The organism is Actinomadura sp. GTD37 (assembly GCF_041951365.1).
In the GTDB taxonomy this organism is placed as follows: domain Bacteria; phylum Actinomycetota; class Actinomycetes; order Streptosporangiales; family Streptosporangiaceae; genus Spirillospora.
The window spans coordinates 116,642-141,390 of sequence record NZ_JBGNUS010000001.1; the positions used below are offsets into that span (position 1 = coordinate 116,642).

The 24,749-nt window shown below is 72.4% G+C and carries 31 protein-coding genes and 4 pseudogenes; 12 read left to right on the forward strand and 23 right to left on the reverse strand.

Annotation, left to right across the window (positions count from 1 at the left end; translation table 11 throughout):
• Nucleotides 1-28 precede the first annotated feature (28 nt).
• Entirely contained in the window at nucleotides 29-322 is a 294-nt protein-coding gene (locus tag ACA511_RS00450; protein WP_375021980.1) for a hypothetical protein, read from the reverse strand.
• Nucleotides 323-408: 86 nt separating this feature from the next.
• Here ACA511_RS00450 and ACA511_RS00455 point away from each other — a divergent pair, with 86 nt between their 5' ends.
• Nucleotides 409-606, forward strand: coding sequence for a hypothetical protein (locus ACA511_RS00455; protein WP_375021981.1), 198 nt, complete (start codon nucleotides 409-411; stop codon nucleotides 604-606).
• Between the two features lie 97 nt (nucleotides 607-703).
• Here the strand turns inward: ACA511_RS00455 and ACA511_RS00460 are convergent, their stop codons facing one another.
• Nucleotides 704-1,501 carry a hypothetical protein gene (locus tag ACA511_RS00460; RefSeq protein WP_375021982.1) on the reverse strand — a complete coding sequence of 266 codons (798 nt, stop codon included), beginning with the start codon at nucleotides 1,499-1,501 and terminating at the stop codon, nucleotides 704-706.
• An 8-nt stretch (nucleotides 1,502-1,509) separates the two neighbouring features.
• Entirely contained in the window at nucleotides 1,510-1,758 is a 249-nt protein-coding gene (locus ACA511_RS00465; protein ID WP_375021983.1) for a hypothetical protein, read from the reverse strand.
• Nucleotides 1,759-2,163: 405 nt separating this feature from the next.
• Between ACA511_RS00465 and ACA511_RS00470 the strand changes: the two genes are divergently transcribed.
• A complete protein-coding gene (locus tag ACA511_RS00470) occupies nucleotides 2,164-3,399 on the forward strand; it encodes a helix-turn-helix domain-containing protein (protein WP_375021984.1) in 1,236 nt (411 codons plus the stop codon).
• 46 nt (nucleotides 3,400-3,445) lie between these two features.
• On the opposite strand, the gene ACA511_RS00475 is transcribed toward ACA511_RS00470, so the two are convergent.
• Nucleotides 3,446-4,369 (reverse strand): alpha/beta hydrolase family protein, encoded by a 924-nt coding sequence (locus ACA511_RS00475; protein ID WP_375021985.1) that lies wholly within the window; start codon nucleotides 4,367-4,369, stop codon nucleotides 3,446-3,448.
• A gap of 439 nt (nucleotides 4,370-4,808) precedes the next feature.
• Here ACA511_RS00475 and def point away from each other — a divergent pair, with 439 nt between their 5' ends.
• On the forward strand, nucleotides 4,809-5,342 hold the full coding sequence (gene def / locus ACA511_RS00480; protein WP_375021986.1) for a peptide deformylase: 534 nt from the start codon (nucleotides 4,809-4,811) through the stop codon (nucleotides 5,340-5,342).
• A gap of 25 nt (nucleotides 5,343-5,367) precedes the next feature.
• Here the strand turns inward: def and ACA511_RS00485 are convergent, their stop codons facing one another.
• Genes ACA511_RS00485 through ACA511_RS00495 form a run of 3 tightly spaced genes read right to left on the reverse strand, consistent with a single transcriptional unit; the run spans nucleotide 5,368 to nucleotide 8,775 of the window.
• On the reverse strand, nucleotides 5,368-6,975 hold the full coding sequence (locus tag ACA511_RS00485; protein WP_375021987.1) for a CocE/NonD family hydrolase: 1,608 nt from the start codon (nucleotides 6,973-6,975) through the stop codon (nucleotides 5,368-5,370).
• 19 nt (nucleotides 6,976-6,994) lie between these two features.
• Nucleotides 6,995-8,113 carry a hypothetical protein gene (locus ACA511_RS00490; protein ID WP_375021988.1) on the reverse strand — a complete coding sequence of 373 codons (1,119 nt, stop codon included), beginning with the start codon at nucleotides 8,111-8,113 and terminating at the stop codon, nucleotides 6,995-6,997.
• A gap of 59 nt (nucleotides 8,114-8,172) precedes the next feature.
• On the reverse strand, nucleotides 8,173-8,775 hold the full coding sequence (locus ACA511_RS00495) for a DJ-1/PfpI family protein (protein ID WP_375021989.1): 603 nt from the start codon (nucleotides 8,773-8,775) through the stop codon (nucleotides 8,173-8,175).
• A gap of 427 nt (nucleotides 8,776-9,202) precedes the next feature.
• Here ACA511_RS00495 and ACA511_RS00500 point away from each other — a divergent pair, with 427 nt between their 5' ends.
• Complete coding sequence (locus tag ACA511_RS00500) at nucleotides 9,203-9,355, forward strand: hypothetical protein (protein ID WP_375021990.1); 153 nt, start codon at nucleotides 9,203-9,205, stop codon at nucleotides 9,353-9,355.
• On the opposite strand, the gene ACA511_RS00505 is transcribed toward ACA511_RS00500, so the two are convergent.
• Nucleotides 9,339-9,812, reverse strand: a complete 474-nt coding sequence (locus ACA511_RS00505) for an ATP-binding protein (protein WP_375021991.1) — start codon at nucleotides 9,810-9,812, stop codon at nucleotides 9,339-9,341. The genes ACA511_RS00500 and ACA511_RS00505 overlap by 17 nt on opposite strands.
• A gap of 145 nt (nucleotides 9,813-9,957) precedes the next feature.
• On the opposite strand from ACA511_RS00505, the gene ACA511_RS00510 reads away from it, so the two are divergent.
• The 3 genes from ACA511_RS00510 (at nucleotide 9,958) to ACA511_RS00520 (ending at nucleotide 12,587) form a co-directional block, all read left to right on the forward strand.
• A complete protein-coding gene (locus ACA511_RS00510; RefSeq protein WP_375021992.1) occupies nucleotides 9,958-11,337 on the forward strand; it encodes a sensor histidine kinase in 1,380 nt (459 codons plus the stop codon).
• A 92-nt stretch (nucleotides 11,338-11,429) separates the two neighbouring features.
• A complete protein-coding gene (locus ACA511_RS00515) occupies nucleotides 11,430-12,323 on the forward strand; it encodes an arylamine N-acetyltransferase (RefSeq protein ID WP_375021993.1) in 894 nt (297 codons plus the stop codon).
• 51 nt (nucleotides 12,324-12,374) lie between these two features.
• Nucleotides 12,375-12,587, forward strand: a complete 213-nt coding sequence (locus ACA511_RS00520) for a hypothetical protein (protein ID WP_375021994.1) — start codon at nucleotides 12,375-12,377, stop codon at nucleotides 12,585-12,587.
• 243 nt (nucleotides 12,588-12,830) lie between these two features.
• On the opposite strand, the pseudogene ACA511_RS00525 reads toward ACA511_RS00520, so the two are convergent.
• The 3 genes and pseudogenes from ACA511_RS00525 to ACA511_RS00535 all read right to left on the reverse strand — a co-directional run.
• Nucleotides 12,831-12,944: pseudogene (locus tag ACA511_RS00525) on the reverse strand (MgtC/SapB family protein); the annotation flags it as partial.
• A 141-nt stretch (nucleotides 12,945-13,085) separates the two neighbouring features.
• A complete protein-coding gene (locus tag ACA511_RS00530; protein ID WP_375021995.1) occupies nucleotides 13,086-13,277 on the reverse strand; it encodes a hypothetical protein in 192 nt (63 codons plus the stop codon).
• Between the two features lie 11 nt (nucleotides 13,278-13,288).
• Nucleotides 13,289-13,648, reverse strand: coding sequence for a DUF3140 domain-containing protein (locus ACA511_RS00535; protein ID WP_375021996.1), 360 nt, complete (start codon nucleotides 13,646-13,648; stop codon nucleotides 13,289-13,291).
• Nucleotides 13,649-13,759: 111 nt separating this feature from the next.
• Between ACA511_RS00535 and ACA511_RS00540 the strand changes: the two genes are divergently transcribed.
• A complete protein-coding gene (locus tag ACA511_RS00540) occupies nucleotides 13,760-14,008 on the forward strand; it encodes a hypothetical protein (protein ID WP_375021997.1) in 249 nt (82 codons plus the stop codon).
• Here the strand turns inward: ACA511_RS00540 and ACA511_RS00545 are convergent.
• Nucleotides 13,995-14,852, reverse strand: a complete 858-nt coding sequence (locus ACA511_RS00545) for a polysaccharide deacetylase family protein (RefSeq protein WP_375021998.1) — start codon at nucleotides 14,850-14,852, stop codon at nucleotides 13,995-13,997. The genes ACA511_RS00540 and ACA511_RS00545 overlap by 14 nt on opposite strands.
• A 109-nt stretch (nucleotides 14,853-14,961) precedes the next feature.
• Here ACA511_RS00545 and ACA511_RS00550 point away from each other — a divergent pair, with 109 nt between their 5' ends.
• Nucleotides 14,962-15,795, forward strand: coding sequence for a phosphoribosylaminoimidazolesuccinocarboxamide synthase (locus ACA511_RS00550; RefSeq protein ID WP_375021999.1), 834 nt, complete (start codon nucleotides 14,962-14,964; stop codon nucleotides 15,793-15,795).
• Between the two features lie 22 nt (nucleotides 15,796-15,817).
• Here the strand turns inward: ACA511_RS00550 and ACA511_RS00555 are convergent, their stop codons facing one another.
• From ACA511_RS00555 to ACA511_RS00570, 4 genes and pseudogenes are all read right to left on the reverse strand, one after another.
• Complete coding sequence (locus tag ACA511_RS00555; RefSeq protein WP_375022000.1) at nucleotides 15,818-16,207, reverse strand: YccF domain-containing protein; 390 nt, start codon at nucleotides 16,205-16,207, stop codon at nucleotides 15,818-15,820.
• A gap of 76 nt (nucleotides 16,208-16,283) precedes the next feature.
• Entirely contained in the window at nucleotides 16,284-16,598 is a 315-nt protein-coding gene (gene trxA, locus ACA511_RS00560; protein WP_375022001.1) for a thioredoxin, read from the reverse strand.
• 118 nt (nucleotides 16,599-16,716) lie between these two features.
• Nucleotides 16,717-16,974: pseudogene (locus ACA511_RS00565) on the reverse strand (MerR family transcriptional regulator); the annotation flags it as partial.
• A gap of 98 nt (nucleotides 16,975-17,072) precedes the next feature.
• Entirely contained in the window at nucleotides 17,073-17,516 is a 444-nt protein-coding gene (locus ACA511_RS00570) for a hypothetical protein (RefSeq protein ID WP_375022002.1), read from the reverse strand.
• A 132-nt stretch (nucleotides 17,517-17,648) separates the two neighbouring features.
• On the opposite strand from ACA511_RS00570, the gene ACA511_RS00575 reads away from it, so the two are divergent.
• Nucleotides 17,649-18,044: a VOC family protein gene (locus ACA511_RS00575; RefSeq protein ID WP_375022003.1), complete on the forward strand. Its 396-nt coding sequence runs from the start codon at nucleotides 17,649-17,651 to the stop codon at nucleotides 18,042-18,044.
• A 218-nt stretch (nucleotides 18,045-18,262) separates the two neighbouring features.
• Here the strand turns inward: ACA511_RS00575 and ACA511_RS00580 are convergent, their stop codons facing one another.
• From ACA511_RS00580 to ACA511_RS00600, 5 genes and pseudogenes are all read right to left on the reverse strand, one after another.
• Entirely contained in the window at nucleotides 18,263-19,372 is a 1,110-nt protein-coding gene (locus ACA511_RS00580; RefSeq protein ID WP_375024659.1) for a WD40 repeat domain-containing protein, read from the reverse strand.
• A 57-nt stretch (nucleotides 19,373-19,429) separates the two neighbouring features.
• A pseudogene (locus tag ACA511_RS00585) lies at nucleotides 19,430-19,672 on the reverse strand (protein kinase); the annotation flags it as partial.
• A 49-nt stretch (nucleotides 19,673-19,721) separates the two neighbouring features.
• Nucleotides 19,722-20,213: pseudogene (locus ACA511_RS00590) on the reverse strand (serine/threonine-protein kinase); the annotation flags it as partial.
• Nucleotides 20,214-20,306: 93 nt separating this feature from the next.
• Nucleotides 20,307-21,191: a TIGR03619 family F420-dependent LLM class oxidoreductase gene (locus ACA511_RS00595; RefSeq protein ID WP_375022004.1), complete on the reverse strand. Its 885-nt coding sequence runs from the start codon at nucleotides 21,189-21,191 to the stop codon at nucleotides 20,307-20,309.
• Entirely contained in the window at nucleotides 21,188-21,718 is a 531-nt protein-coding gene (locus tag ACA511_RS00600) for a nuclear transport factor 2 family protein (RefSeq protein WP_375022005.1), read from the reverse strand. The genes ACA511_RS00595 and ACA511_RS00600 overlap by 4 nt, the downstream gene beginning before the upstream one ends.
• A gap of 167 nt (nucleotides 21,719-21,885) precedes the next feature.
• Here ACA511_RS00600 and ACA511_RS00605 point away from each other — a divergent pair, with 167 nt between their 5' ends.
• Nucleotides 21,886-22,713, forward strand: a complete 828-nt coding sequence (locus ACA511_RS00605; protein WP_375022006.1) for an alpha/beta fold hydrolase — start codon at nucleotides 21,886-21,888, stop codon at nucleotides 22,711-22,713.
• 40 nt (nucleotides 22,714-22,753) lie between these two features.
• Nucleotides 22,754-23,302, forward strand: a complete 549-nt coding sequence (locus tag ACA511_RS00610; RefSeq protein ID WP_375022007.1) for a YciI family protein — start codon at nucleotides 22,754-22,756, stop codon at nucleotides 23,300-23,302.
• Nucleotides 23,303-23,344: 42 nt separating this feature from the next.
• Here ACA511_RS00610 and ACA511_RS00615 read toward each other — a convergent pair whose 3' ends face one another.
• Both ACA511_RS00615 and ACA511_RS00620 read right to left on the reverse strand, forming a co-directional pair.
• Complete coding sequence (locus tag ACA511_RS00615) at nucleotides 23,345-24,274, reverse strand: Rieske 2Fe-2S domain-containing protein (protein WP_375022008.1); 930 nt, start codon at nucleotides 24,272-24,274, stop codon at nucleotides 23,345-23,347.
• Nucleotides 24,275-24,398: 124 nt separating this feature from the next.
• Entirely contained in the window at nucleotides 24,399-24,749 is a 351-nt protein-coding gene (locus ACA511_RS00620) for a DoxX family protein (protein ID WP_375022009.1), read from the reverse strand.

Here is a 24,749-nt window from a genome sequence, read left to right on the forward strand (position 1 = left end):
CGTCCCGGCGGAGGCCCGGTCCGGCCGCTCACCCGTCCGGGCCCGCCGCGGGGGTCCGGTCGGCGGAGCCCTGGGCGGGGTACGCGGCGGCCCGCGCGCGGTCGCTGGTGCGGCGGGCGAACTCGGCGGCGGCGGTGCGGCGGGCGAACTCGCCGGCCAGCGCGCGGCCGAGGACGTCGTCGTCGGGACGGTGCAGCTCCAGGTATTCGAGGGCCTCGGCGAGTTCGCCGGCGGTCAGCCGGCGCACCGGCTTGCCGGCCCAGCGCGGGGGCCGCCCCCCGGCGGGTCCGGCGGCGGGCGCCGCGCGCGGTCCTGAGTTCATGTTCCTGCCCCTTTCATTCTCCGGTGTCGGTAATGGCGCGGCGCGGCGGCGGGCGGTGCGTTCGCCGGCTCGAATAGCATCGCCGCGTGCATTGGTGGAGCCAGCAGGCGTGCGACGCGGCCGCGGAGGCGCAGGCCGCGGACCCCTCCCCCGGAAACCTCATGGCGGCCGCCCAGGTGCAGGCGCTCGTCTCGCTGGCGGAGGCGCTGCACCGCATCGCGGCGACCCTGGAGGAGCGGGACGAGAGCGACGGCGTCCCGCCATTGTCCGTCCGGCCGAAATAGCGGCCTTTTCCGTATACCGGCCCTTTCCGCACAGCGGCCTTTTCCGTGAAAATACCGGTGCGCCCGGAAGCGGGACGCACCGGTATCTCCCGGGGTGTCAGACGTCGCTGAACGACTTTCGTTCCGTCCTGCCGTTCGTGCTGGAGGTGAGGCGGGAGGTCTTGGCGACGGGCGGGCGGGGCGGCGGCACGGTCTCCACGGGGTGGTCGGTGTCGGGCGCCGGGTCGCGCTCCTCGGGGGCGGCGGGGCGGGGCTCCTCGCGGGGACGGTCCCGCAGCCGCCGCGCCGCGTGCCGGAGGGCGCGCTCGCCGACCAGCCGGGTCAGCTCCAGGCCCCAGCAGTCCAGCTTGTCGGCGTCGGTGAGGTCGTCGCGGTGGCTCAGCTCCGCCGCGAGGCCGCCGAGCCGCTGCGCCTCGGACAGGTCGAACTCGCGCATGAGGTGGCAGCACAGCTCGGCGAGGGCCGCGTGGTCGCGCTCGAACGACAGGCCCGACAGGTCGTTGTGCGACAGCCTGCTGAGCGCCCGCTTGCGCTCCAGTTCGGCGTCGGCGATCCGGAGGATCCCGTTGAGGAGGGAGATGGGGCCGGTGCCGAGGGCCCGGCTCTGCGCGGGGGCGAACGACATCCGCAGGACGGCGGCGGACCCGAGCCCGGCCGCGATCACCCGGACGACCAGGAGGCTCGCCGGGGGCGTGGCGGCGGGCAGCCCGAACGTCCAGCCGGCGGCGGTGACCGCGATCAGCGCGACGATGGACGCGCTGCCGTTGACGAAGACGAACAGCAGGCCGCCCGGCGACAGGAGGGCGGAGACGGGCTTGTCGCGGTAGCGCGCGACGAGTTCGGCGAGCCCGATCGAGCCGCCGATCAGGGCGGCGAGGAGCATCTCGATGGTCATGGCCTTCCCTACGCGCTGCGGGCGGTCAGCCGGCCGAACGGGGACTCCTCGCGCCGGTCGCGCCGGGCGAGCAGGGTGGCGGGACGCTGCCGGGCGGCGAGCTCGGCGCGCTCGACCTCCAGGAAGACCAGGAGCCATTCCGCGGGGCCGGCGGCGAGCCCGGTGTGGGTGCGCAGGGTCTGCTCGCGGGCGCCGAGAAAGGCCAGCAACCAGCCGGTCGGTCCGCACGCCCTGGCGGTTCGAATTCGTGAATTCATGGGGGAGACCTTTGCGCAGGAGGGCCCGGAAGTCGACGTCCTCCGGGTCAAGTTTTCGCGGCCCTCGACGGCTCATCCGGCCATTGCCGTTACGTCGGGAACGTCCGTTCGGCGCCGCCGATCTCCGCCCTATTGGAAGGCAATCCGGTGCCGTTTGGACGCACCAGGGGATTCCTTTGCGAAGAATTCCGGTTCGGCGGCCTGAGGTCCGGTGCGGGGAGATCTATTGCGCGGTCGCGGGCGCGTGGCGGCGCGTCCGGGCGGGTCGGCGGGGGCCGCGATCGGAGGCCGCGCGACACGCCGCGCGGCGTGTCCGGGACTGTCAGCGGAGTGACAATCGCCCACCGCCGAAACTTTCCGTGCCCGCCTATCGCCGGAGGGTCGCCGCGCCCGACTCTGGTGACCATGAGCCGGAACAGGTCGTCCAGCGCCGCGGACTTCCCGCTCTCCGGGGTGCCCGCGGACCTCGCCGAGCCGATGCTCCCCTACCTGGAGGCGGCGGCGGTGGAGATGGTGGAGGAGATCCAGGGCCTCGTCCCGGAGTACGCGCGCCCGCCGGACAGCCGCTACGGCCGGCGGATGCGCTGGGCCGTCGAGGAGTCCGTCCGGCAGTTCGTCGGCGCGATCGGCCGTCCCGGCGTGGACTGGGCGGAGGTCACCGGGATCTTCGAGGGCATCGGCGCGTACGAGGCGCGCAAGGGCCGGAGCCTGGACGGGCTGCAGACGGCGATCCGGGTGAGCGGGCAGGTCGCGTGCCGCCGGTTCATCAAGGACGCGCGGCGGCTCGACTGGTCGCTGGACACCCTCGGGCTGATCACCGAGTCGCTGTTCGTGTTCCTGGAGCGGGTCGCGGGCGCGGCCGGGCAGGGCTACGCGCGGGCGCAGGGCGAGCTGGCGGGCGAGCGGGAGCGGTTCCGGCGGCGGCTCCGCGATCTGCTGATCATGGACCCGCCGGCGAGCGCGGAGGCGATCGGCGAGGTGGCGCGGTCGGCGGGCTGGCCGGTGCCGCGGACGCTCGCGGCCGTCGCGGTCCGCCCGGATGCGGGCGGGAACGTCCCGCTGCTGCCGCCCACGTTCCTCGTCGACTGGGACGCGGCGGAGCCGTATCTGATCTGCCCGGACCCGGACGGCCCCGGCCGCGACAGGATGCTCACGGCGATCAAGGCGACGCGGTCGGCGGCGATCGGCCCGACCGTCCCGCCGGCGCGGGCCGCGCTGTCGCTGCGCTGGGCGCGGCGGGGGCTCGCGCTGGTCGAGCGGGGCGTGCTGCCGGGCAAGGAGCCGCTGCGCTGCCTGGACCATCTGCCGAGCCTCGTCGCGGCGCAGAGCGAGGAGCTGCTCGACGTGGCGCTCGGCGGCCGGCTCGCGCCGCTGATGGAGCTGCCGCCGCACCGGCGGGACGCGCTGTCGCGGACGCTGCTGACCTACATGGAGTGCCGCGACAACGCGGTGGCGGCGGCGGAGCGGCTGCTGGTGCACGAGCAGACCGTCCGGTACCGGATCCGGCGGCTGGAGGAGACGCTCGGCGGCGTCCTGCTCGACCCGGACCGGCGCATCGAGCTGCTGCTGCTCCTGCACCATCTCGTCCGCCTCGATCCCGGCGACCGGCGGCTCTCCCCCGCGGACCCGCCGGACGCGTGAACGGCGGCGGCCGGGCGCCGGCCGCCGCCGTCCGGGCCGGCGGGGGTCAGCCGGTCGGGCAGGTGCCCTCGTAGGCGGCGATGGCGCCGCCGGGCCGGGGCGCCGGGCAGAGGAACCGCTCGTAGCGGGCGTCGTCGTCGACGAACCGCTTCATCCACGAGATCGCATATTTCGCGATGGTCGTATTGGGCGAGTTGAAGGTCATGTGCCCGGCGTTCTCCAGTTCCAGGTACGCCTTTTCCGGCACGCCGGTGAGGCCCTCGTAGTAGGAATGCGCCATGGAGTCGGCGGGCGCGATGAAGTCGTTGTCCGCGCCCATGATCATGGTCGGGGTCCGGACGCTCTTCCAGTCGTAGTTCGTGTCCCACGGTGCGAGCGGCACGGCGGCCTTGAGCGAGGTCCGCTTCCGCACGGCCTCCAGCGTCCCGCCGCCGCCCATGGAGTGGCCCATGACGGCGAGCCGCGACGCGTCGATGCGGTTCTTCACGCTGCTCTTGCCGGTCAGGTAGTCGAGCGCGGCGAGGAGCTGGTCGCCGCGCGCGGCGGGGACGTCCAGCAGGCTGTTGGTCTCCAGCGTCATGACGACGAAGCCCTGCGTGGCGAGGCGCGGCCCGTACCAGTCGATCAGGGCCTGCGGGGAGACGAAGCCGGGGGAGACGGCGAGGGCGCCGAACGTGCCCTGGCTCAGGTCGGTCGGCGCGTAGATCGCGCCCTTGTTGAAGCCGGCGCCGCTGCCCGCCGGGACGTCGATCTTCTCGACGGCGAACGGGCCCTTCTCCGCGGTGACGCTCGCCTCGGTCGGCGCGGGCCCGCGCTCGTACGGGCCGGCGGCGAGCTGGACGGCGCCGGCCGGGCGGGCGTGCGCGGGGGCGTGCGGGGAGGCGTGCGCGGCGGGCGCCAGCGCGGCGCCCGCGGCCAGCACGGCCGCCGCCGGGAGCACTCTGAACGCATTCGTCAGATGCCTGTTCATCGGGCGTACCCTTCACTAGCCGGACCGCGAAAGGGGGAATTCGCGGGTGCCAGAATTGTGGGACGCCAGGTCCGCGCTTACTGCTTAAGCGCCGACGCGTTATCGTCTGAGGTCTTATAGCGAACTTACAAACCGCCCGAAAGGGCGGTGGACGGACGGAGGGGTCACTCCCCCCGGAGTGACCCCTCTCCCCCCGTTCCGCGGTGCCGGCCCCGGTGCGCTCACAGGACCGGCCGCTCCCCCCGAAGCGGCTCGCACCTGCCGGCGGCGGATGTGAAGAACGTAGCGAGGGAGCGGCGGCCGCATCGGCGATTCGCCCTCGCGCATCGGCGAACGGGCGACTGTGTGCGACGAACGGACCACGCTCCGCGTTCACGGGATGGGGGAAGCGTGGTGTAATTGCGTATTCCGGACGGTGCTGGGGCGAAGGGGCGACACCATGGCGGGACGCGTGCGGCCGATCACGCTGGTCGGGACGCCGGTCCTGCATCAGGCGTGCCGCCCGGTCGAGGAGTTCGACGCGGCGCTGCGTGAACTGGCCGACGACATGTTCGCCAGCATGTACGAGGCGAACGGCGTGGGCCTGGCCGCGAACCAGGTCGGCGTCGGCCTGCGCCTCTTCGTCTACGACTGCCCCGACGAGGACGGAGAGCGGCGCAAGGGCGCCGTGGCCAACCCCGTCCTGGAGCTGCCGACGCTGGAGAACCGCCGGCTGGACGACGACGACGAAGGCTGCCTCTCAGTGCCGGGGCCTCACGCGCGCCTGGCACGTCCCGACCGCGCGACCGTGCACGGCTTCGACATGGAGGGGACGGCGATCACCGTAGAGGGCACGGGTCTGCTGGCCCGCTGCCTCCAGCACGAGACAGACCACCTTGAGGGCAAGCTCTACATCGACCGGCTCTCGGCCAGGGCGCGCAAGAAGGTGCTCAAGGAGTTCGAGGCTCTGCGTGCGGAGAGCGCGGCCGGCTAGCCGCCTGTGCTGAGAGCGTCCTCGGTCAGCCGTCCCATACGGGGAGATGGACGGCGGACGGGTGGTCCTTGTCGCGGAGGATCTCGAAGCGGGTGCGGCGGGACGCGACGGCCCGGCCCGCGGGTTCGCCGGTGCCGTGGTTGCGGGCGAACCTGGGGAACGCGCCGCCCGCCAGCATGACGCGCAGCCGGTGGCCCCGCAGGAAGCGGTACGCGGTCGGGTGCATCTCGACCTCGGCCCGGACGGCGCCCTCGCTCCCGATGCGGAGCATGCCGTCGGTGACGTTGCGGGAGACGCCGTCACGGTCGACGTCGCAGAGGCGGATGAACAGGTCGCCTTGGCCGGTGCTCGTCCTGACGTGGATCGTCGCCGAGACCGGGCCGATCAGGTCGAGGTCGCCGTCCAGGGGCGCGCCCGTCAGGACGACCACGTCGTCTCGCCGTTCGATGCGGGTGTTGTCCCGCTGCCCGCCCTTGCCTGGCGACAGGAGCGGGCCGCCAACGGACGGTGTGGGGTCGAGAGGGTCGTAGGTGAACGTGGCGGGGCCTTCGTCGGGCGGGCCGTCCCAGAGCAGGCTCCGGCCCAGGTAGAGCGGCGTGGGCTTGGTCTCGGGCGGGGGCCACTGGTCGAAGTCCAACCAGCGGTCGGCCTTCTGCAGGTGGAGCCTTACCGGAGCCTGGCGCAGCTGGGCCCTGTCGCCGTTCAGGTGGGCGTGCAGCCAGGACACCTGGTCGGAGACCATCGCGCGGAGGGCCTTCGTGTCGTGACCCCATGGGCCGACGGTGATGCGCACCTGGCGTCCGGCCTCGTGCAGGGCGGCGAAGTCACGCAACTGCCCGCGGAGGAAGAGGTCCCACCAGCCCGTCACCATCGTGGCCGGCGTCGTGGTGCCGGGGACGGCGGCGCTGTGGTCCGTCGCGTCCCAGAAGGCGTCGCCGGGCCCGGCGTGGGCGGTGACCTCACGGAGGAACGTTTCGGGGCGTCCGATGGCCGCCGTGTCCGCCTCCCCCACCGGCAGGTGACGCATCGCCTGCCTGACGCGCCTGTTGTGGAGGGGCCGCTTCCTCTCGTCCTGCGTGCCCATCGACGACGACCAGACAAGCGTGTTGTGGAGGGCGAGCGCACCGCCCGGGTAGAACGAACTCACGAACTCGGACGCGGTGATGCCGAGCCCCATCGCCTCCAGGGGAGGGTCCGCGTAGGGCGCGACCGCCCATTCGGTGAAGCCGAGGTAGCTCGCACCCACCATCGCGACCTTGCCGTCGCACCACGGTTGGTCACGCAGCCATTCGAGCGTCGCCAGGCCGTCGTCCTTCTCGTTGTGGAAGGCGTGGAACTCGCCGCCCGAACCGAGGACGCCGCGCACGTTCTGGATGACGACCTGGAACCCGCGCCTTGCGAGGACCCCGGCGAACAGCCGCATCACGGGCTGCCGCTTGCCGTAGGGGGTGCGCATCAGCACGACGGGCATCGGGCCGGCCCCGCGCGGACGGTACAGGTCGGCGATGAGCGTGACGCCGTCCGGCATGGGGGCGCGCAGGTCGCGCCTCGCCTCTATGTCCAGTGAAGGCGCCTCGGGCAGGCCGAAGAGGCGATCGACGAGTCGTGCCGTGAGTCGTCCCTTGATGGCCATGTGCGCTCCCTGGGTCCGGTTAAGAGGCTAGGAGACGCTCGTACTCGTAGAGGACGCCGGCGAACTCGCCCGTCGGCATCTCGCAGGCGTGGCCGGGCAGCCACAGATGCTCCAGCCGGACGGTCTGGACCTCGACCCGCAGATGGCAGGCGTTCCCCGTGTGCTCCCAGCCGGAGCGCGCCGCGCGGACGACCTCCAGATGGTGGCGGTGGCTCTGCACGTCGTGGAGCAGGAACGCGGTCAGGACGTGGCGCGGCCCGAGCACCGCCTCGGTGAACTCGCTCGCGCCGGACGCGGCCGCCTCCAGATCGTCCCCGGAACCGGCCAGCTCCGGGAAGAACACCCGGACGTGACGGACGACGCCCTCGATCTCGATCGGCTGGCAGGGGAGCCGCAGGACGGCGTCCGGGTCGACGTATCCGTGCACGGGGACACCGGCGACGACCCCGGACCACGCTCCCGGGACGCCGCTGACGAACCGCGCCTGAGTCAGGGTGTTGCCCAGCTCCGCAAGAAGGCGCTCTGGGTCGAGCCCACGCGGCATGAAGGTCTTCGTGCCCCCGCGTAGGCGCGTGCCCGCCTCGTCCAGGACGGCGAGGTCGGCCCAGCACGCACCCGAGCCGGTCTCCAGGACGCCGTGCGGGAGGCAGCCGTCAGGGTGCGGGGTGAGGCCCGCCATGTCCTCCAGCATGGCGCGCGGTGACTGGATGAGGCCCCAGCCCTGCGTCCGGTGGGAGACGGACCCCAGAGCGAGGGAACTCGCCATCGGTTCGCCGTTGCGCGGCTCGCCCAGCACGCGTTCGAGGCTCCGGCGGCTCCGCAGGGCGCCGAGCTGGTGGAGGTACTCGTCCAGGCACTGCCGCAGGACGTCCGGGTCGAGGTCGCAGGACGCCCATCCGCCGACGTCCCGCACCTGGACGGTCGTGCCGTCGAAGTCGAGCCGGTGGTAGCGGTAGACCTCCTGCCAGGGCGCGGACGTGCCGTCCTCGCCCAGCCGCCCTTGGGCGCGCGCGATCGCGGAGACGTCCTCGCCCAGGTCGTTGATGAGAAAGTCGCGCAGCGGGGCGTGCAGTGGATCGGTCTCGACCGCCACCCGCGCGCCATCGCTGCGGAACCGCACCGGAAGCGACATGGCCATTCGCGTGATTATGCCGATAAGCGAAGATCATCACCGGTAGGGCGGAATGTTCGTTCCGATCAGCCGGGTACGTCGGCCATGTACGGGGGCGCGGGCTCGTACTGGATGTACCGGCGCACCGCCCGCGCGTGGTCGCGGCCGTGGATGCGCCCGACCAGCCAGAGCGCCATGTCGATTCCGGCGGAAACGCCCTGGCTGGTGACGAGGTCGCCGTCCACGACGTAGCGCGCGTCGCGTACGACGGTGACGTCCCCGCGGGCTTCCAGCGCGTCTTCCGATGCCCAGTGGGTCGCGACCCTCCGCCCCCTGGCCGGGCCCGCCGCGTGCAGCAGGATCGAGCCGGTGCAGACGCTCGTCACCCAGTCGGCCTGCTCGGCGACCCTCGCTATCCACCCCGTGACGGACGGGTTGTGCGGCTGGGTCACCCTTGCGCCTCGTCCACCCGGCACTAGGAGTACGTCCAGCTTCGGGTGCTCGTCCAAGGTGTGGTCAGGCACGACCCTCAAGCCCTTGGCGCAACGGACCGGCTCCGCCCGCTCGGCGACCAGGAACGCGGTGTCCCCCTGCTCGCGCAGCATCGCCGACGCCGTGAACACCTCCCACGGGCCCACGAAGTCGAGCTCCTCCGCGTCCTCGAACACCAGCAGTCCATATGTGGTCATGCGAACTCCCTCGTCCCTCTGAATCGGTCCCCGTGGTCGGACGTCCAGCACCTGGAACCCGTCGAAGATCACGAACGCGACGCGCATGCCTCCAGGCCGCGGCCGCGCCGGTCATGGCGTCAACGACGAGTACCCCACAGATCACGCCACCTTCTCGCACACCGCGAACCGCCCCGAGTTCGCGGCGGAACGGATATTAATGGGTTGACACCGCATGGGTGCTTATGGCTAACTCTTACCCATGAAGCTTTGATTCTCCTCCGGTTGAGCCGCCCCCGGCGTTGCCGCGGGCCCGCTCCCGATCTCTGCACAAGCGCACTTCCCCTTCACGCACAGGTCCTGTGACCTGCGCCGTTGGCGTGCGCCGCCTTTCTCTTTCGTCGGCCCTGTGCGGCCGAATTCATGCCTGCCCGGAGGTGCCGCCTTCATGCGTGCCATTAACAACCCCGAATCCGACCCCTTCGCCAAATTCCAGAAGAAGGGCAAGCGGAAGAAGTCCGACGTCAGGTCGGCCAATTTCGCGAACAACCGCCGCAACGCCCGGCAACCGCCCACCCGGCAGTTCAACCGGGGCCGCTGAGCGGCGTCTCCCGGCCCCGGCCCCGGCCGCGCCGCTGCGCGACCGGGGCCGGGAACTCCGCCCACACCACCGTCCGCGGCCCGTCCGCCCGGAACCCCCAGCGCGCCGAGAGCGCCTCCACGATCCGCATCCCGCGCCCCGTCTCGGCCCCCGCGCCGTCCGGCCCGTGCGGGGTCTTGACGTGCGGCCGCCCGCCCGCCGCCCCGTCGTCGGCGACCTCCAGCCGGTACACCCCGTCCCCGGCCGCGAGGACGACCGTCACCCGGCCGCCGGGCCGCCCCGACGCCGTGTGCGCGACCGCGTTCGCGACCGTCTCGCTCACCACCAGGACCATGTCGTCCAGGCCGGGGAACCCGGGCGCCAGGTCGCGGACGAAGCGCCGCGCGACCCCGACCGACCGCCGCGTCCCCGGCACCCTGATCTCGCCGAGCGCCGTGACCTCCCGCACCTCGCCCACAGCACCGCCTCCCCCACGCCGGACGCCGTCACCCCGCTGTACGGGCGCGCGTCCGCCTTCCGTTCACGCCGCTCCGAAGGCCGCACGGCATGCAACTACGCTGAGTGATGGAAGATGACCATGCGCACCGTCCGGGGGATCGGCTGTGACGACGGAGAGGCGGGCCGGCGCCCGCCGGCGGCTGCGGCGCCTGTTCTTCTCGGTGCGCGGGCGCGCCACCGTCCTCACCGCGGCGGTGTCCGCGCTGATCCTGGTCCTGGTGTTCGTCCTGATGATGCTCCTCGTCCAGGACTGGGGGGAGAACAAGGTCGCGCGGAACGCGGAGGAGACCGCCGAGCGGATCGCGTTCGGCATCGTCATGGGCACGAACCGCGGAGCCCTCCACGTCGGGCCGGGCGACGCGCCCATGGTCCAGGTCGTGAGCCCGCAGGGGAGGGTCCTCGCGGCCAGCGACGCCGCCGAGGGACATCCGGCCTTCGCGCAGCCGCAGCTCGAGCGGCACGTGCTGCTCGTCGACGAGAAGATCTGCCCCGGCTTCGTGGACGACTGCCTCTGGGTGTTCGGCCTGCGCCTGCGGACGTCGCCGTGGGGGCCGGGCGTGATGGTCATGGCCGCCGCGCCGCTGCCGACCCTGCTGAAGGTGTGGCTGCTGCCGCTGACCATCGCCGTCGTCCTCGCCGCGCTCCTCGCGCTCATCACCTGGTGGACGTGGTACACCGTCGGGCGGACGCTGGCCCCGGTCGACCGCCTCCGCGCCGAACTCGCGGACGTCGGCGCCCAGGGACTGGACCGGCGGGTCGAGGTCACGTCGACGGCCGGCGAGATCCAGGCGCTCGCCGAGACGGTCAACGACACGCTGGCGCGCCTGGAGGAGGCGTCCGACCGGGAGCGCCGCTTCGTCTCCGACGCCTCGCACGACCTGCGGAACCCCATCACCGGCCTGCTGACGCGGCTGGAGGTCGCGCTGGACGAACCGGACGACTACCCGTGGAAGCCCATGGTCCGGTCGGCCATGGGCGACGTGCGGCGGCTGAACGACATCGTCGTCGACCTGCTGGAGCTGGCCCGCCTGGACGCGCGCACCCCGCAGCCCGTCGAGCCCGTCGACCTCGCCGAACTGGCCCGCCGCGAGGTGGCGCTGCACGGCGACCGCGTCCCCGTCGAGACCAGCCTCGAACCGGGCGTGGTCGTCACGGCCAACAAGGTGCGGCTGAGCCGGGTCCTCGGCAACCTGCTGAACAACGCCGAACGGCACGCCGCGTCGCGGATCCGCGTCACCGTGGCCCGCGACGGCGGCGACGCCGTCATGGAGGTCCTGGACGACGGCTCCGGCGTCCCCGAGGAGTCCCGCGAACGGGTCTTCGAGCGCTTCGCCCGGCTCGCGGAGTCGCGCACCCGGGACCCGCAGGGCACCGGCCTCGGCCTCCCCATCGCCCGCGAGATCGCCGAGATCTACGGCGGCTCGCTCCGCATCGCCGACAGCCCGCGCGGCGCCCGCTTCGTCCTCCGCCTCCCCCTCACCTGACGCACCGCCCGGCTGAAGCACGGGTCGTCCGAGGCACGGGGGAGGATTCGGGACGGGTCCGGTGTTATGCCGTTGATCGCTTGGAGGACGCCATGGACGAAGATCTCGGCTACGGATGGCAGGGCGGACTGCTGGACCTGCCCGGCTACCTGGAACGGGTCGGATACGACGGCGATCTCGCGCCGGTCGAGGGGACGCTGCGGGCGCTGCACCGGGCGCACGTCACGTCCATCCCGTTCGAGAACCTGGAGATCATGCTCGGGCGGCCCGTCGTGGTGTCGCTGGACGCCGTCCAGGCGAAGCTGGTCCGGCGGGCGCGCGGCGGGTACTGCTTCGAGCACACCCGGCTGTTCGCGGCGGTGCTGGAACGGCTCGGGTTCGAGGTCACGGCGCTGGCCGGACGGGTCACGCTGGGATCGGCGCACGTGCGGCCGATGACGCACGCGCTGCTGCACGTCCGGCCGCCGGACCGGCCGCGCGACGAGCCCGCCTGGCTGTGCGACGTGGGCTTCGGCGCCGGGCCGCTGGAACCGCTGCGGCTCGTGGACGGCGAGGAGGTCGTCCAGGACGGCTGGGGCTTCCGCCTCCAGCGCGGCCGCACCGTCACGACGTGGAGCCCCCACACGGCCGCGTGGGAACTGCACCAGGCCGCCGGGGACGGCTGGCTCCAGCGGCACACGTTCACGTTGAACGAGACGTTCCGCATCGACTTCGACGTGCTGAGCCACTACGTCTCGACCAGTCCCCGGTCACCGTTCACGACCCGTCCGTTCGCGCAGAAGTTCACCTCCGACGCCCTCCGCGTGCTGGACGGGACGACGCTGACCGTCACCCGTCCGGACGGCTCGTCCGAGAACCGCGTGCTCGCCCCGGAGGAACTGCCCGGGACGCTCGCCCGTGACTTCGGGATCGTCCTGGAGGGCGAGGACGTCCCGCGCCTGATCGCCTTCGTGCGCGAGGGCCGGCCGGTCGTCCGGGAGGGTTGAAGCCCGCCCTCCGGGTATCGCCTCCGTTCGAGCGCGACGAGGAGGACGATCATGGCCGCAGACCCGGAGAACAGGCCCGCCGGGGACAAGCACGACGAGGACAAGCCGCTCGCCGACCGGCGCGCCGAGACGGGCGCGCCGCAGGACGCCGGCGAGGACTTCGCCGAGGAGCACACCCCCGGCCCGACCGACCCGCCGATCGCCGAGGCCGAGACGCCGGGCGGGGAGGACGACGGCTACAGCCCGCAGACCGAGGTCCCCTAGCGGCTCATTCGCTGTCGTCGTGGTCGGAGCCGACCGTGACGCCGACGACGTCCTCCAGCTCGCTGAGGTGCGCGGTCAGGTCGGCGACGGAGCCGGCGCCCTCCAGCACCAGCGAGACCACGGCGTTGCCGGGCCACCGCGCCCCGCCCGTCCCGGTAGACGAGCCGGATCCGGGCCTGGTCCGCCGGGCGGAAGCGGTGCAGCGGCAGCCGGTGCGACAGCCCGCTCAGCCCGTAGACGACCGAACCCGACGCCGGACACGATCTGCGCCGCCACCCGGGACGGGTCGAGCGACACGTTCCCCGGGACGTCCTGGAACCCGTACTTGCTGACCAGCATGAACAGGGCCGCGCCGACGCAGCGGTTCGCCGAGCTGGACGAACCCCTGGCCCGGCGACAGCTCGATCACCACTCGTCCCCACCCTCCCGCGGCGTCCCACAAGCCGCGCAGGCGAAGGCCGCCCCGGTTCTCCTCCGGGGCGGCCCGCGGAACTGCGCCTACGAGGGGTGCGGCGGCCGCTGGCCGGGCGGGGTGCCGCCGCCCTTGCCGCCGCCCTTCTTCCCCTTGTCGGTGCCGTGCGCGTGGCCCTTGTCCCGCGTCGACTTCGGGGCGGTGGCCTCCGCCGGCGGCTCCTCGGTCACCGCGGTCCGCTCCGACCGCCTCATCTCGGGCTGCTGCGGGTTCGGCATGATCTCGCCTCCTATGCGCTGGACGGCTCGGGACGCAGGGGGTCGTGGCCCACGCTCATCAGCGCGTGCCGCCACTCCTCGTCCCGCTCCGCGTTCGGGGGACGGTGGTCGAGGTGGTCCTCGACGAAGTCCACGACCTCCACCATCAGCTCGGCGTCGCCCTCGGTCAGGTCGACCTTCCGCTTGCGCAGCACGTCGACCACGCGGGCGCCGAGCTCGTCGACCCCCGGGCCGGGCCCGTTCGCCGGGAACGCCTCCTCGCCCGAGGCGTCCGTGAGCAGCCACGTCCGCAGCTCGTCGGAGGTCATGTTGACGACCCGGTGGAAGTCGTCCCAGGCCAGCTCGACCTCAGCCGGTATGCGTTCGTTCATCGGTAACTCCCTCTCGGCCGTTCATGGCCGCCCTACCCGATGACCGGCGTCGCATTCGTCCGTCTTTGACCGGGGTGTTACAGGGCGGGCCGCTCGGGAACCACGTCGGCCATGGACCACTCCCACGCCCCCGTCCTCGACGCCCTCGCGGCCTACCACCGCGAAGACCAGCTCCCCTTCACCCCGCCCGGCCACAAGCAGGGCCGGGGCGCCGACCCGCGCGTGCGCGACGTGCTCGGGGACGCGGTGTTCCGCTCGGACGTGCTCGCGATCTCCGGCCTGGACGACCGCGTGTCCGGCGGCAAGGTCCTGGAACGCGCGCAGGAGCTGATGGCATCCGGGGTGTTCATCGAGGACTGACGTAGTCCTCCAGGCGCGCGACGGCGAACCCCTGGCGCTGGATGCGCTTCAGCATGTTCGCGAACATCTCGGTCATCGTCTTGCCCTTGAGCTGCTCCGGCCCCCGGAAGTGGGCCAGCAGGATGTCTCCCGGGTGGAGCCTCTTGTTGAGGTCGTCGTACTGCATGTCGTGGATCTGCATGGACGCCCGCCACATGACGATCCCGTCGATGCCGCACTCGCGGGCCGCCTGCTGCGTGGCCCAGTTCCACCGTCCGAAGGGCGGCCTGAGCAGGGTGGGCCTCGTCCCGTACTGCTCCGCCAGTATTTTCTGACTCCCGCAGATCTCGCGCTTCTGGCCGTCCAGGCCGAGGGTCGGCAGGACGGGATGGGTCAGCGTGTGGTTCTGGACGTGGTTCCCCAACGTCTGCAAGGGCTTGAAGTACCCGTAGTCGTCCTGGATGACGTTGTCGGTGAGGAACATGGTGACGGGCACCTGGAGGTCGGTCAGCATCTGGACGAACCGGGGGTCCTTCTCCTGTCCGTCATCGATCGTGATGAAGACGACCCGGTCCTCGGTCGGGACACTGTCGAAGACCTTCACCGGCCCCTTGCCGCCGAGCTTGAGGGGCTTGTCCGCTGGGACGACGGGCGGCGGCGGCAGCGGCCGCAGACCCCACGTCCTCCACACGGCCGCCTCGTCCCGGACGACCGGCGCCACGCTGGGCGCCGGCTCTCCCGGCGCGGCGACCCCGCCCCGTCCGGACCGCTCGGACGGCCCGGACCGCTCGGCGGGCTCGCACCCGCGCGCCCCCAGCACCGCGACCAGCACCGCGGCCGCCGCCGCCACCCGAAAAGCGCGCACCCCGACGGCCTCCCCCACCCGACTGATCAAAACCTATCGGCCCACGTCGGGACGCCGGACGCCGCTGTGCCAGACTCCTATCCGGCAGGGCGGCTAGGTGAGGAGCGACATGGAGCTGATCCACTCGGGGAAGGTCAGGGACGTCTACGCGGACGGCGACGAGCTGATCCTGGTGGCGTCCGACCGGGTGAGCGTCTACGACGTGGTCCTGCCGACGCTCGTCCCCGAGAAGGGCAAGATCCTCACGCAGCTGTCCCTGTGGTGGTTCGAGCAGCTCGCCGACATCATCCCGAACCACGTCGTGTCCGCCACCGACGTTCCCGACGAATGGGAGGGCCGCGCCATCCGCTGCCGCCGCCTCACCATGCTCCCCGTCGAGTGGATCGCCCGCGGCTACCTCACCGGCCTCGGCCTCAAGGAGTACGAGAAGAACGGAACCGTCTCCGGGATCTCCCTCCCGGACGGCCTGGTCGACGCCTCGCGCCTCCCGGAGCCGATCTTCACCCCGACCACGAAGGCGACCGAGGGCCACGACGAGTTCATGACCTACGCCGACGTCGTGCGCGAGATCGGCGAGGACACCGCCGCCCGCCTCAAGGACGTCACGCTGGAGATCTACAAGCGCGGCGCCGCCCTCGCCGCCGAGCGCGGCATCATCATCGCCGACACCAAGCTGGAGTTCGGCCGCGCCGCCGACGGCACGCTGGTGCTGGGCGACGAGGTCCTCACGCCAGACTCGTCGCGTTTCTGGCCCGCCGACGACTGGGCGCCGGGCCGTCCCCAGCGCTCCCTGGACAAGCAGTTCGTCCGCGACTGGAGCAGCACCCTCGACTGGGACCGCACCCCGCCCGGGCCCGCCGTCCCCCAGGACGTCGTGGACGCCACCCGCGCCCGCTACACCGAGGTCTACGAACGCCTGACCGGCACTCCCTGGACGTCCTGACCGGCCTCGGGGCCCCGCCCGCTCAGAAGCGTGCGGGGTCGCGGGACGAGACGATCTCGTGGCCGAGGGGGGTCAGGGAGATCGGGATCAGCTTGAAGTTGGCGATGCCGAACGGGATGCCGATGATCGTGATGCAGAGCAGCACGCCGGTGAACAGGTGCCCGAGGGCCAGCCACCAGCCCGCCACGATGATCCAGATGATGTTGCCGATGAGCGAGCCCGCGCCCGCGTTCCGCTTGGGGACGGTCGTCCGGCCGAACGGCCACAGCGCGAACCCCGCGATGCGGAACGCGGCGATGCCGAACGGGATCGTGATGATGAGGATGCAGCAGATGATCCCGGCGACGACATAGCTCAGCGCCATCCAGAAGCCCGCCAGCACCAGCCAGATGATGTTCAACAGCGTCCGCACGAGCAGCCTCCCGAATCCGGCAACGACCGGCTTCGAGCATAGATCGTCTCACCGGCCGCCCGTCCCCCGGCGCGGGTCAGAAATGGCCGTCCAGGTCGGCGAGCAGGGCGCGCTTGGGCCGGGCGCCGACGATCTGCCGGACGACCTCGCCGTCGCGGTAGAGGTTGAGCGTGGGGAAGCCCATGACGCCGTACCGGGACACGATGTCCGGGTGCTCATCGCCGTTGATCTTCGCGACGGTCAGCCGGTCGCCGTGCTCGGCCTCGATCTGCTCCAGGATCGGCGCGATCATCTTGCAGGGCGGGCACCAGTCCGCCCAGAATTCGACCAGTACCGGCTTGCCGGCGCGGAGCACCCGCTCGTCGAAGTTCTCGCTGGTCAGTGTGATCATTCGTCGCCTCCGTCGAGAGCGCGCAGCCCGGGCAGGCGCGCGTGAGCTGGTCGGCCACGTCCGCGCGGAGGCGGATCAGGGTGCGGATCTCGGCGTCGATCTCCGCGAGCTTCCGCCGGTACACCGCGACGGACTCCGGGCAGGACGCGCCGTCGGCGTGCCCGGCCCGCAGGCAGTCGACGAACGGGCGGGTGTCGTCCAGCGTGAACCCGGCCGCCAGCAGCGAGCGGATCTCCGAGACGAGCCGGACGTCGGACTCCTCGTACTGCCGGTACCCGTTGGCCGCCCGCCGCGCCGGCAGCAGCCCCTGCTGCTCGTAGTAGCGCAGCGTGCGGGTGCTGACGCCCGCGCGTGCGGCGAGTTCCCCGATCCGCATCCGCCCTCCTCGTGGCCGTTTGCGACGCTATCCCTTCACACCGGCGTCAAGGTCAAGCCCGGCGCCGGGGGACGGCCCGGCGGCCGTCCCCCGGACCGTCACCTGCCCTGGAGGCCGCGGACGTTGTCGCCGAACGTCCAGCCCTTCGAGCCGTCCCAGTTGACGGACCAGGTCATCAGGCCCTCCAGCTGCCCGCCGAAGTGGGTGTACCTCTTCAGGATCGGCACGACCGTCTCCACGAAGCGGTCGGCGACGCTGCTGGAGCTGAGGTCGATGCCCGCGGTGGCGCCGCCGATCGACATCAGGACGGTGGCGCCCGCGGCCTTCGCCGCGCACATCTCGGCCGGGGTGGCGACCTTGACGGTCGAGTCCATGCCGGCCTCCCACAGGACGGTGCCGTCCGACCGGATGACGGGGAACGCCGCATTGATCACGTTGTACCCGTGCTGCCCGATGACCGGGTTGTCGATCGGCGTCCAGCCGAACGGCGGATGGACGCCGTTGGACGCGCCGTCCCAGTTCTCCCGGTACCCCTGCAGCACCTTGCCCGCAGGCTTCGGCTTGACCGCACAGACCTCGTCCCCCGGCGGCGTGGTGGGTGGGCGGACGACGGCGCGGACAGCACCACCACCGCCTTCCTGAAAAGGCCCGAGAATGTCCGTACGCTCATGAAGGTGCGACTCGACCTGATCACGATCGTCGTGGACGACTACGACCGAGCCATCGCCTACTTCACCGGCGCTCTGGGGTTCGACCTCGTCGAGGACTCTCCCTCACACACCAACGATGGCCGTCCCAAACGGTGGGTCGTCGTCCGGCCGCCCGGGGCCGAGACCGGCGTCCTGCTCGCCCGCGCGGACGGCAGGCGCCAGGCCGGCGCCGTCGGCGACCAGGTCGCCGGCCGTGTCGGGTTCTTCTTGCGCGTGGACGACTTCGATGCCGCCTACGAACGCATGACGACCGCCGGCGTCGAGTTCGTCTCCGCGCCTCGCGCCGAGCACTATGGGCGGGTCGCCGTGTTCCGTGACATCGCCGGCAACCGATGGGACCTGCTCGGTCCCGCCCGCTGACGGGCCCGGTGCGGGATGCCCGGACGCGCCCGCGGCGGAGAGCGGCACCGGCTGGAGGAGGCCGGCTTCCACCGGTGGACCGCTGAAGGCAACGCGGCCCGCTTCAGGATGACGCGCCCGGACAGCTGACGACGCCGGCCGACGGGGCCCCGAAGGCGGCGCTTTCAGGGCCCCATCGCAATTGCGGCGCGGGGGCGGACCGGCTGTGGGTGCGCCGTTCAGGCGGGGGTTCGGCGGGTTGCCGCTGCCACGTCCCAGAGCCGGACGGTGTGGTCTTGGCTCGCGGTGGCGAGGGTCTTGCCGTCAGGGCTCATCGCGACCGCTTCGACGGCGGCCTTGTGGCCGGTGAGGGGCCGGCCGAGGGGCTTGCGGCTGGTCACGTCCCAGAAGCGCACCGTCTCGTCCTCGCTTCCGGTGACGAGCGTCTTGCCGTCAGGAGTGAACGCCACCGCGAGGACGCCGCCCGTGTGGCCGGTGAAGGGCCGGCCTCGGGGCTTGCGGGTCGCCACGTTCCACAACTGCGCGTCGTTTTCGGTGAACGAGCAGGTGGCCAGGGTCTTGCTGTCGGGGCTGAACGCCACCGAGCCGACGTTGCCGGCGTTGCGTTCGAGGCTGCGCCAGAGGAGCCTGGGGGCGGTCCTGTCCCACACGTGGATCGTGTCGCCCGGGGTTCCGGCCGCTGTGACCAGGGTCTTCCCGTTGGGACTGAACGCCGCCTGGGTGACGGCGTTGCTGTGGGCGAGGAGATCGTCGACGGGTTTGCGGGTGTCCGGGTTCCGCAACCAGACGTTGGTGCCGCCCGTGCTGGCCAGGACCCTGCCATCGGGGCTGAACGCCACCGACGTGACGGCGGCCGTGTGACCGGCGAGAGGCTTGCCGATGGGCGCGTGGGTGGACACGTCCCAGAACCGCACTGTCTCGTCGTCGCTCCCGGTGACCAGGGTCGTGCCATCGGGGCTGAACGCGACCGCGTTCACGGGCCCCGTATGGCCGACGAGTGGCTTGCCTTTGGACGTGCGGGTGGCCACGTCCCACAGCAGCACCGTCTTGTCGTCGCTCACGGAGACCAAGGTCGTGCCATCGGGGCTGAACGCGACCGCGTTCACGGCGCCCGCATGTCCGGCGAGGGGCTGCCCGAGGGCGGCCGGGTCGGCGGACGCCGGAGCCGCGGTGGGGGTCGGGCGCGGCTTTCCGGGCTCGTCGCGGGAGAGGAGGTACCCGACGGGGACGGCCACGGCCACGGCGGCGATGCCGCCGGTGACGAGGAGGGCGCGGCGCGAAAGCTCCGGGAGCGGTGGCGGGACGGGGCCCGGGTCCGGGGCGGGCACAGCCGGTTGAGTGGCGGCGGGCGCCTCGGCGGCCAGCGCGGTGAGGGCGGCGGCGACCGCCTTGGCGGTGGGACGTCGCCCGGGGTCGCGGCGCATCATGTCGTCCAGGACGGGAGCCAGCCGCCGGGCCCGCTGGACGGGCGCGTATCTGCCCTGGGAGATGGCCAGGAGCAGGGCCGCGGCGCTGGTCCCGGTGAAGGCGGGGCGTCCCTCGACGGCGGCGTACAGGGTGGCGCCCAGGGACCAGACGTCGGACGCGGCCGTGGCCTCGCGGTCGTCGACCTGCTCCGGAGACAGGTACGCGGGGGGTGCCGACCAGGGCGCCGGTCGCGGTGAGGGTGGTCTCTCCGGGGACGGCGGCGATCCCGAAGTCGGTGAGCACGACCCGCCGTCCCTCCAGCAGGATGTTGGCGGGCTTGATGTCGCGGTGCACGATCCGCGCCTCGTGCGCGGCGGCGACCGCCTCGGCGATCTGCGCGCCGACCCGGGCGGCCTCCGCCTCGTCCAGGGGGCCGTCCTCCCTGATGGCGGCGTCGAGGGAGCGGCCCCGCACCAGCTCCATGACGATCCACGGCAGGCCGTCGTCGTCGTGGAACTGGTCGTACACGGTGATGACGCCGGGGTGCTTGAGCATCCCGATCGACCGCGCCTCCCGCTCCATGCGCGCGACCAGGTGCTCGCGGACTCCGGCCTCCAGGGTCGACGGCAGCTTGAGCTGCTTGAGCGCGACGTCCCGGCGCATCCGCTCGTCGTGCGCGCGCCAGACGGCGCCCATCCCGCCCTCGCCCAGCAGCTCCAGCAGCCGGTACCGGCCGATCACGACCTTTCCCGCATCCCGCATCACAGCGGCACATTAGTCACCCCGACCCGTGCCCCGATAGCACCACCCGGCGAATCGTGGCGGCGCGGACGGCGCCGCGAGCCGGCGTCCGGATCACATGGCAGGTCCGCCGTCGTGGACGTCGAGGCCGGCCGTCTCCGCGAAGGACTCCAGTTGCTCCAGGTAGTGGGAGAGCGACTCGTGCCGGACGGTCAGGTTGATCTGGGTCGCGCCCGCCCGCTCGGCCGTGGCGATGATCTCGTGCACCCGGCCGGGCTCGTTGACCGGGTCCAGGCGCTCGCCCGGAGTGAGGAGGACGTCGAAGCCGTCCGGCAGCTCGTGCCGGTCCAGCATCTGCCGCATCAGCTCCGGCGTGGGCCCGCGGAACGACTGCGGCGCCGGGGCCCAGCCGTCGCCGAGCGTGACGGCGCGGCGCAGGGCGCGCTCGCTGTGCCCGCCGATCCACATCGGCACCCGCGGTTGGACGGCGTGCGGGTCGACCACCATGTCCTGGAACGCGTAGTACGGGCCCTCGTACGACACCAGCCGTCCGGCCAGGGCCGCCCGCAGCGCCTTGAGGGCGTCGTCGGCGCGCGGCCCGCGGTCGGCGAAGGGGACGCCGAGCAGGTCGAACTCCTCCTTCAGGTTCCCGACCCCGAACCCGAGGACCAGCCGCCCGCCGCTGAGGTGGTCGAGCGTCCCGTACCGCTTGGCGATCTCCAGCGGGTGGTAGAAGGGCAGCACGAGCACGTACGGCAGGAACCGGAGCCGGCGCGTCCGGCCGGCCAGGAAGGCGAAGGTCGCCAGCGGGTCGTAGAAGCGCTCGCCGCGCGGCAGTCCGGGCGGCACGGCCACATGGTCCCCGCAGGTCATGAACTCGTATCCGAGCCGGTCGGCCGCCTGCGCGACCTGGACGAGCTCGGCGGTCCCCGCCTCGGCCTCCCACGCCGGGCGCTTTCCCGCCAGCGCCACGATCGGCGAGCTGATACCTATCTTCACGCGTTCGTCTCCGTTCCCCGCAACGTCCGCTGGAGCCGGCGCAGCGGGTCGTCGCCGTCCCTGCTGCCGGCCGGTCCCGCGGCCTCCTTGGCCATCAGCCGGCCGGCGTCGGACCTGGTCCACTCCCGGACGGCCCACCGCTCGGCGATCGCCCACCGTCCGTCCCGCCAGGCCATGTGGTCGACGAACCGCACGCCGCTGGTGAAATTGGCCCGCGGGTCGTCGGCGGGCTCCCCCCAGTGGACGGACGTCCCGTACGTCTCGCTGATGGCGGTGTCGCCGAGCAGTTCGACGAGATGGTTGGCGACGATGTGCATCGTCCCGCCGCGCCTCGCGCGCAGCTTGGGCTCGACCCAGGCGATGTACTCGTCCAAGGTCCCGTCGAAGCCGGTGTGGTGGTCGACGGCGTCAGGGTGGTACGCCGACCGGACGAGATCGAAGTCCAGCCGGTCGATCCCGCGGCAGTACCGCAGGACGACGTCGTTGATCTCCCGGCGATCCGACCACTCGGTCCGCTGAACGTCCATGGTCGCGAGCGTGCTGCACCCGCCGCCCGCCCACCGGCCCGATCCCGCTCTCCGGGACGTCCCGTCCGCCGCGCCGGGGCGAGTCCGGTGCGCCGAACGGCGGCATAGCGGACTGCATATGCGGGGATTGCGGTCATGCCGTATCCGGACGAAACAGGAGGGTGACCGTGGACTGGAGGCTGGACGAAGAGTTCCAGACGCCCGGCGGGATCGTGCGATGGGCGGTGATGGGCAGCGGCGACCCGATCGTGCTCGTGCACGGCACCCCGTACTCGTCCTATCTGTGGCGGGACATCGCGCCGGGGCTCGCGCTGACCCGGACGGTCTTCGTCTTCGACCATCTGGGGTTCGGCCGATCGGACCGACGCGAAGGCCAGGACCTCAGCCTGGCCGCGCACGCGAGGAACTTCAGCCGGCTCCTGGACCACTGGGAACTGCCGCGCCCGAGCGTCGTCGCCCACGACATCGGCGGAGCGGTCGCGCTGCGGGCGCTGCTGCTGGAAGGCGCGGACTTCCGGGACCTCACCCTCTTCGACGCGGTGAGCGGCGGCCGGTGGGAGAGAGGGCTGTTCCAGCTCATCCTGCAACAGGCGGACGTCCTCCGTCAGCTTCCCGGCTACGCCCACGAGGCGCTGGTGGCCAGCCACCTGCGGCACGCCACGCACGCCGGTTTCCGGCCGGGCGTCCTCGACGCCTACCTCGCGCCCTGGCTGGGCGCGGAAGGGCAGGCCGCGTTCTACCGCCAGTACAGCCAGATCAGGGAGGCGGACACCGCCGAGTACGAGCATCTGCTGGACGGCATCACACTGCCGGTGCGCCTCGCCTGGGGCCGCGAGGACCGCATCCTCCCCCCGCCGTACGCCGAGTGGCTGCACGGGAAGATCCCGCACGCCGAACTCCACTGGATCGAGGGAGCCGGCCACCTCCTCCAGGAGGACGCGCCCGCGCAACTGATGGCCCACCTCACCGCGAAGTCCACGGCGGCGGGCGGGTGACGCCCGGCCCGTCCGGGAAAGGTGGGAAATACTGGCGGGCATGGAATTCTTCGTCTACCACCGGGACCGGCCCGACTCCCTGCCCCTGCGCATGGAACTGCTGGAAGACCACTGGGCCTACATGGACCGGTTCGCGGCGGAGCTGATCGCCCGCGGCCCGACGCTGGCCGGCGACGGGGAGACGCCCACCGGCAGCGTCCACATCGCCGACCTGCCCGATCCCGCCGCGGCCCGCGCGTTCGCGTTCGACGAGCCCGGCTACCAGGCCGGCGTGTACCGCGACGTGCTCGTGCGCCGGTGGCGCAACCTGCTGGGACGGACGATGTGGGACTTCCCCGGCGGCCGGACGGGCGGCGACCGCTTCCTCGTGCTGGGCCTCGGGTCGGGGACGGGCGCCGACCTCGCCCCGCCGCCCGAGGACGACGATCTGGTCGCGTACGGGCCGCTGCTGTCCGACGACGGCGCCCTCTGGGTGGGGACGGCGGCGCTCGTCCGGGCGGCCGACCCGGACGCGGCACGCGCCGTACTGCCCCCGGAGCTGTACGCGGACGTCGAAGTCCACTCGTGGGAGTTCGGCGGACGCCGCTGAGCCCCGGCCCCGGCCGGGCGGGCGCTCGGCTCGGTCGGGCCGTCAGGTCGCGGGGATGCGGGCCAGGAGGCGGCGGCTCGTCCGGGCGTGGCGCTCCTTGGCCGGGCCGACCGGGATCCCTTCCGGCGGGACGCGCACCTCGATGCGTCCGTCGTGGACGCGCGTCTCGTAGCAGGGCTGCGGCGAACTGGCGGGGCCGCGCACGATGCCGCCGTCCTTGAACCGGAAGGTGCTGCCGTGCCACGGGCAGGTGACGCAGCCGCGCTCGAACGTCCCCTCGGGCAGCGGGCCGCCCATGTGGCTGCACGTGGCGGCCAGCGCGTACACCTTGCCGTCCGTCCGGTGGAGCAGGATCTGCACGCCGCCCGCGTCCGCCGTGCGGTGCCCGCCCTCGGCCAGCTCGTTCTCGCCCAGCACCGGCGTCCAGTCCTCCGGGCCCTCCTGCCAGGCGGTGCGGTTGACGTTGACGCCCTTCGTGAAGGACAGGTGACCGCCGAGGTAGGCGCTCATCGACATGAACCCGAACCCGGCGAACCCCAGCGCCTTGCCGCTGAACCGGTTGCCCCGGGCGCGCTCGACCATGGACGCCGCGAAGAGGCCCAGCGCCACGGTGTTGGCCGCGGCGTGGACGAGCCCCACCCGCCGGTCGCCGTCCAGGGTGTCGGACCAGTCGTTCATCCCGGTGAGGGCGGTGGGCACGGCCGCGATCACACCGGTCTTCACCAGCAGGTCGGCCGCCGGTTCGGCCTCGCATCCGCCGACGGCGTCGAGCAGCGTCGCCATGCTCCACGCGCCGATCGTCACGTCCGTGAGCGCCGGGTGCAGCGGATGCCCCAGATTGGTCCCGCTGAGCATGTTCCGGACGAATCGCGGCTGCACCGCCCGCTGAACCAGCTTGCTCAACGGCTTGGCGGCCTTGTCGAGCGGCTCCGCCCGCTCCAGCCGGCGAACCATCTTCTGCGGCATGCTCATCCCCAGCCTCCCCCAGGCACGACATCACTTGTCCGCTCCCTATCCCCCATGCACCCCCCAAAACACCGACCCGTCCCCGCGACCGTGGAGGCCGTGCGCCTTCGGCTCGGGCTCCGCATGCCCGTCAGTGCGTGATCGCGAGGACGAGCGAGGCGGTGGCCAGGGCGAGGTAGGCGCCGGGGAAGGCGATGTTGTAGAAGACCCTGGCCCGTATGTGGGCGGCGACGGCGATGACGAAGAAGGCCGTGAGTCCAGCGGCGGCGGCGATCCCGAGGACGTCGAGGCCGAGCAGGCCCAGGACGAGCCCGGCGGCGCCGGCGCCCTTGAGCGCGGCCAGCAGCGGCAGCAGCGAGCGGGGCACTCCGACCTCGGCCGAGTTGGCCAGCACGAAGTCGGCCTTCGCCAGGTCGGCGACGACGATCGCGGCGTTGATCGCGACGGTGACGAGGGTGACGGCGATGTAGGCGGTGAACAT

Coding starts and splice junctions, on each gene's coding strand:
- ACA511_RS00475 (WP_375021985.1), bottom strand. CDS start 4,369: ATGAACAGGCATCTGACGAATGCGTTCAGAGTGCTCCCGGCGGCGGCC.
- ACA511_RS00530 (WP_375021995.1), bottom strand. CDS start 13,277: ATGCCGAACCCGCAGCAGCCCGAGATGAGGCGGTCGGAGCGGACCGCG.
- ACA511_RS00515 (WP_375021993.1), top strand. CDS start 11,430: ATGGACGAAGATCTCGGCTACGGATGGCAGGGCGGACTGCTGGACCTG.
- def (WP_375021986.1), top strand. CDS start 4,809: ATGGCGGGACGCGTGCGGCCGATCACGCTGGTCGGGACGCCGGTCCTG.
- trxA (WP_375022001.1), bottom strand. CDS start 16,598: ATGATCACACTGACCAGCGAGAACTTCGACGAGCGGGTGCTCCGCGCC.
- ACA511_RS00550 (WP_375021999.1), top strand. CDS start 14,962: ATGGAGCTGATCCACTCGGGGAAGGTCAGGGACGTCTACGCGGACGGC.
- ACA511_RS00615 (WP_375022008.1), bottom strand. CDS start 24,274: ATGAGCATGCCGCAGAAGATGGTTCGCCGGCTGGAGCGGGCGGAGCCG.
- ACA511_RS00465 (WP_375021983.1), bottom strand. CDS start 1,758: ATGAATTCACGAATTCGAACCGCCAGGGCGTGCGGACCGACCGGCTGG.
- ACA511_RS00535 (WP_375021996.1), bottom strand. CDS start 13,648: ATGAACGAACGCATACCGGCTGAGGTCGAGCTGGCCTGGGACGACTTC.
- ACA511_RS00450 (WP_375021980.1), bottom strand. CDS start 322: ATGAACTCAGGACCGCGCGCGGCGCCCGCCGCCGGACCCGCCGGGGGG.
- ACA511_RS00600 (WP_375022005.1), bottom strand. CDS start 21,718: ATGGACGTTCAGCGGACCGAGTGGTCGGATCGCCGGGAGATCAACGAC.
- ACA511_RS00490 (WP_375021988.1), bottom strand. CDS start 8,113: ATGGCCATGTCGCTTCCGGTGCGGTTCCGCAGCGATGGCGCGCGGGTG.
- ACA511_RS00460 (WP_375021982.1), bottom strand. CDS start 1,501: ATGACCATCGAGATGCTCCTCGCCGCCCTGATCGGCGGCTCGATCGGG.
- ACA511_RS00495 (WP_375021989.1), bottom strand. CDS start 8,775: ATGACCACATATGGACTGCTGGTGTTCGAGGACGCGGAGGAGCTCGAC.
- ACA511_RS00610 (WP_375022007.1), top strand. CDS start 22,754: ATGGAATTCTTCGTCTACCACCGGGACCGGCCCGACTCCCTGCCCCTG.
- ACA511_RS00620 (WP_375022009.1), bottom strand. CDS start 24,749: ATGTTCACCGCCTACATCGCCGTCACCCTCGTCACCGTCGCGATCAAC.
- ACA511_RS00520 (WP_375021994.1), top strand. CDS start 12,375: ATGGCCGCAGACCCGGAGAACAGGCCCGCCGGGGACAAGCACGACGAG.
- ACA511_RS00500 (WP_375021990.1), top strand. CDS start 9,203: ATGCGTGCCATTAACAACCCCGAATCCGACCCCTTCGCCAAATTCCAG.
- ACA511_RS00540 (WP_375021997.1), top strand. CDS start 13,760: ATGGACCACTCCCACGCCCCCGTCCTCGACGCCCTCGCGGCCTACCAC.
- ACA511_RS00485 (WP_375021987.1), bottom strand. CDS start 6,975: ATGGCCATCAAGGGACGACTCACGGCACGACTCGTCGATCGCCTCTTC.
- ACA511_RS00470 (WP_375021984.1), top strand. CDS start 2,164: ATGAGCCGGAACAGGTCGTCCAGCGCCGCGGACTTCCCGCTCTCCGGG.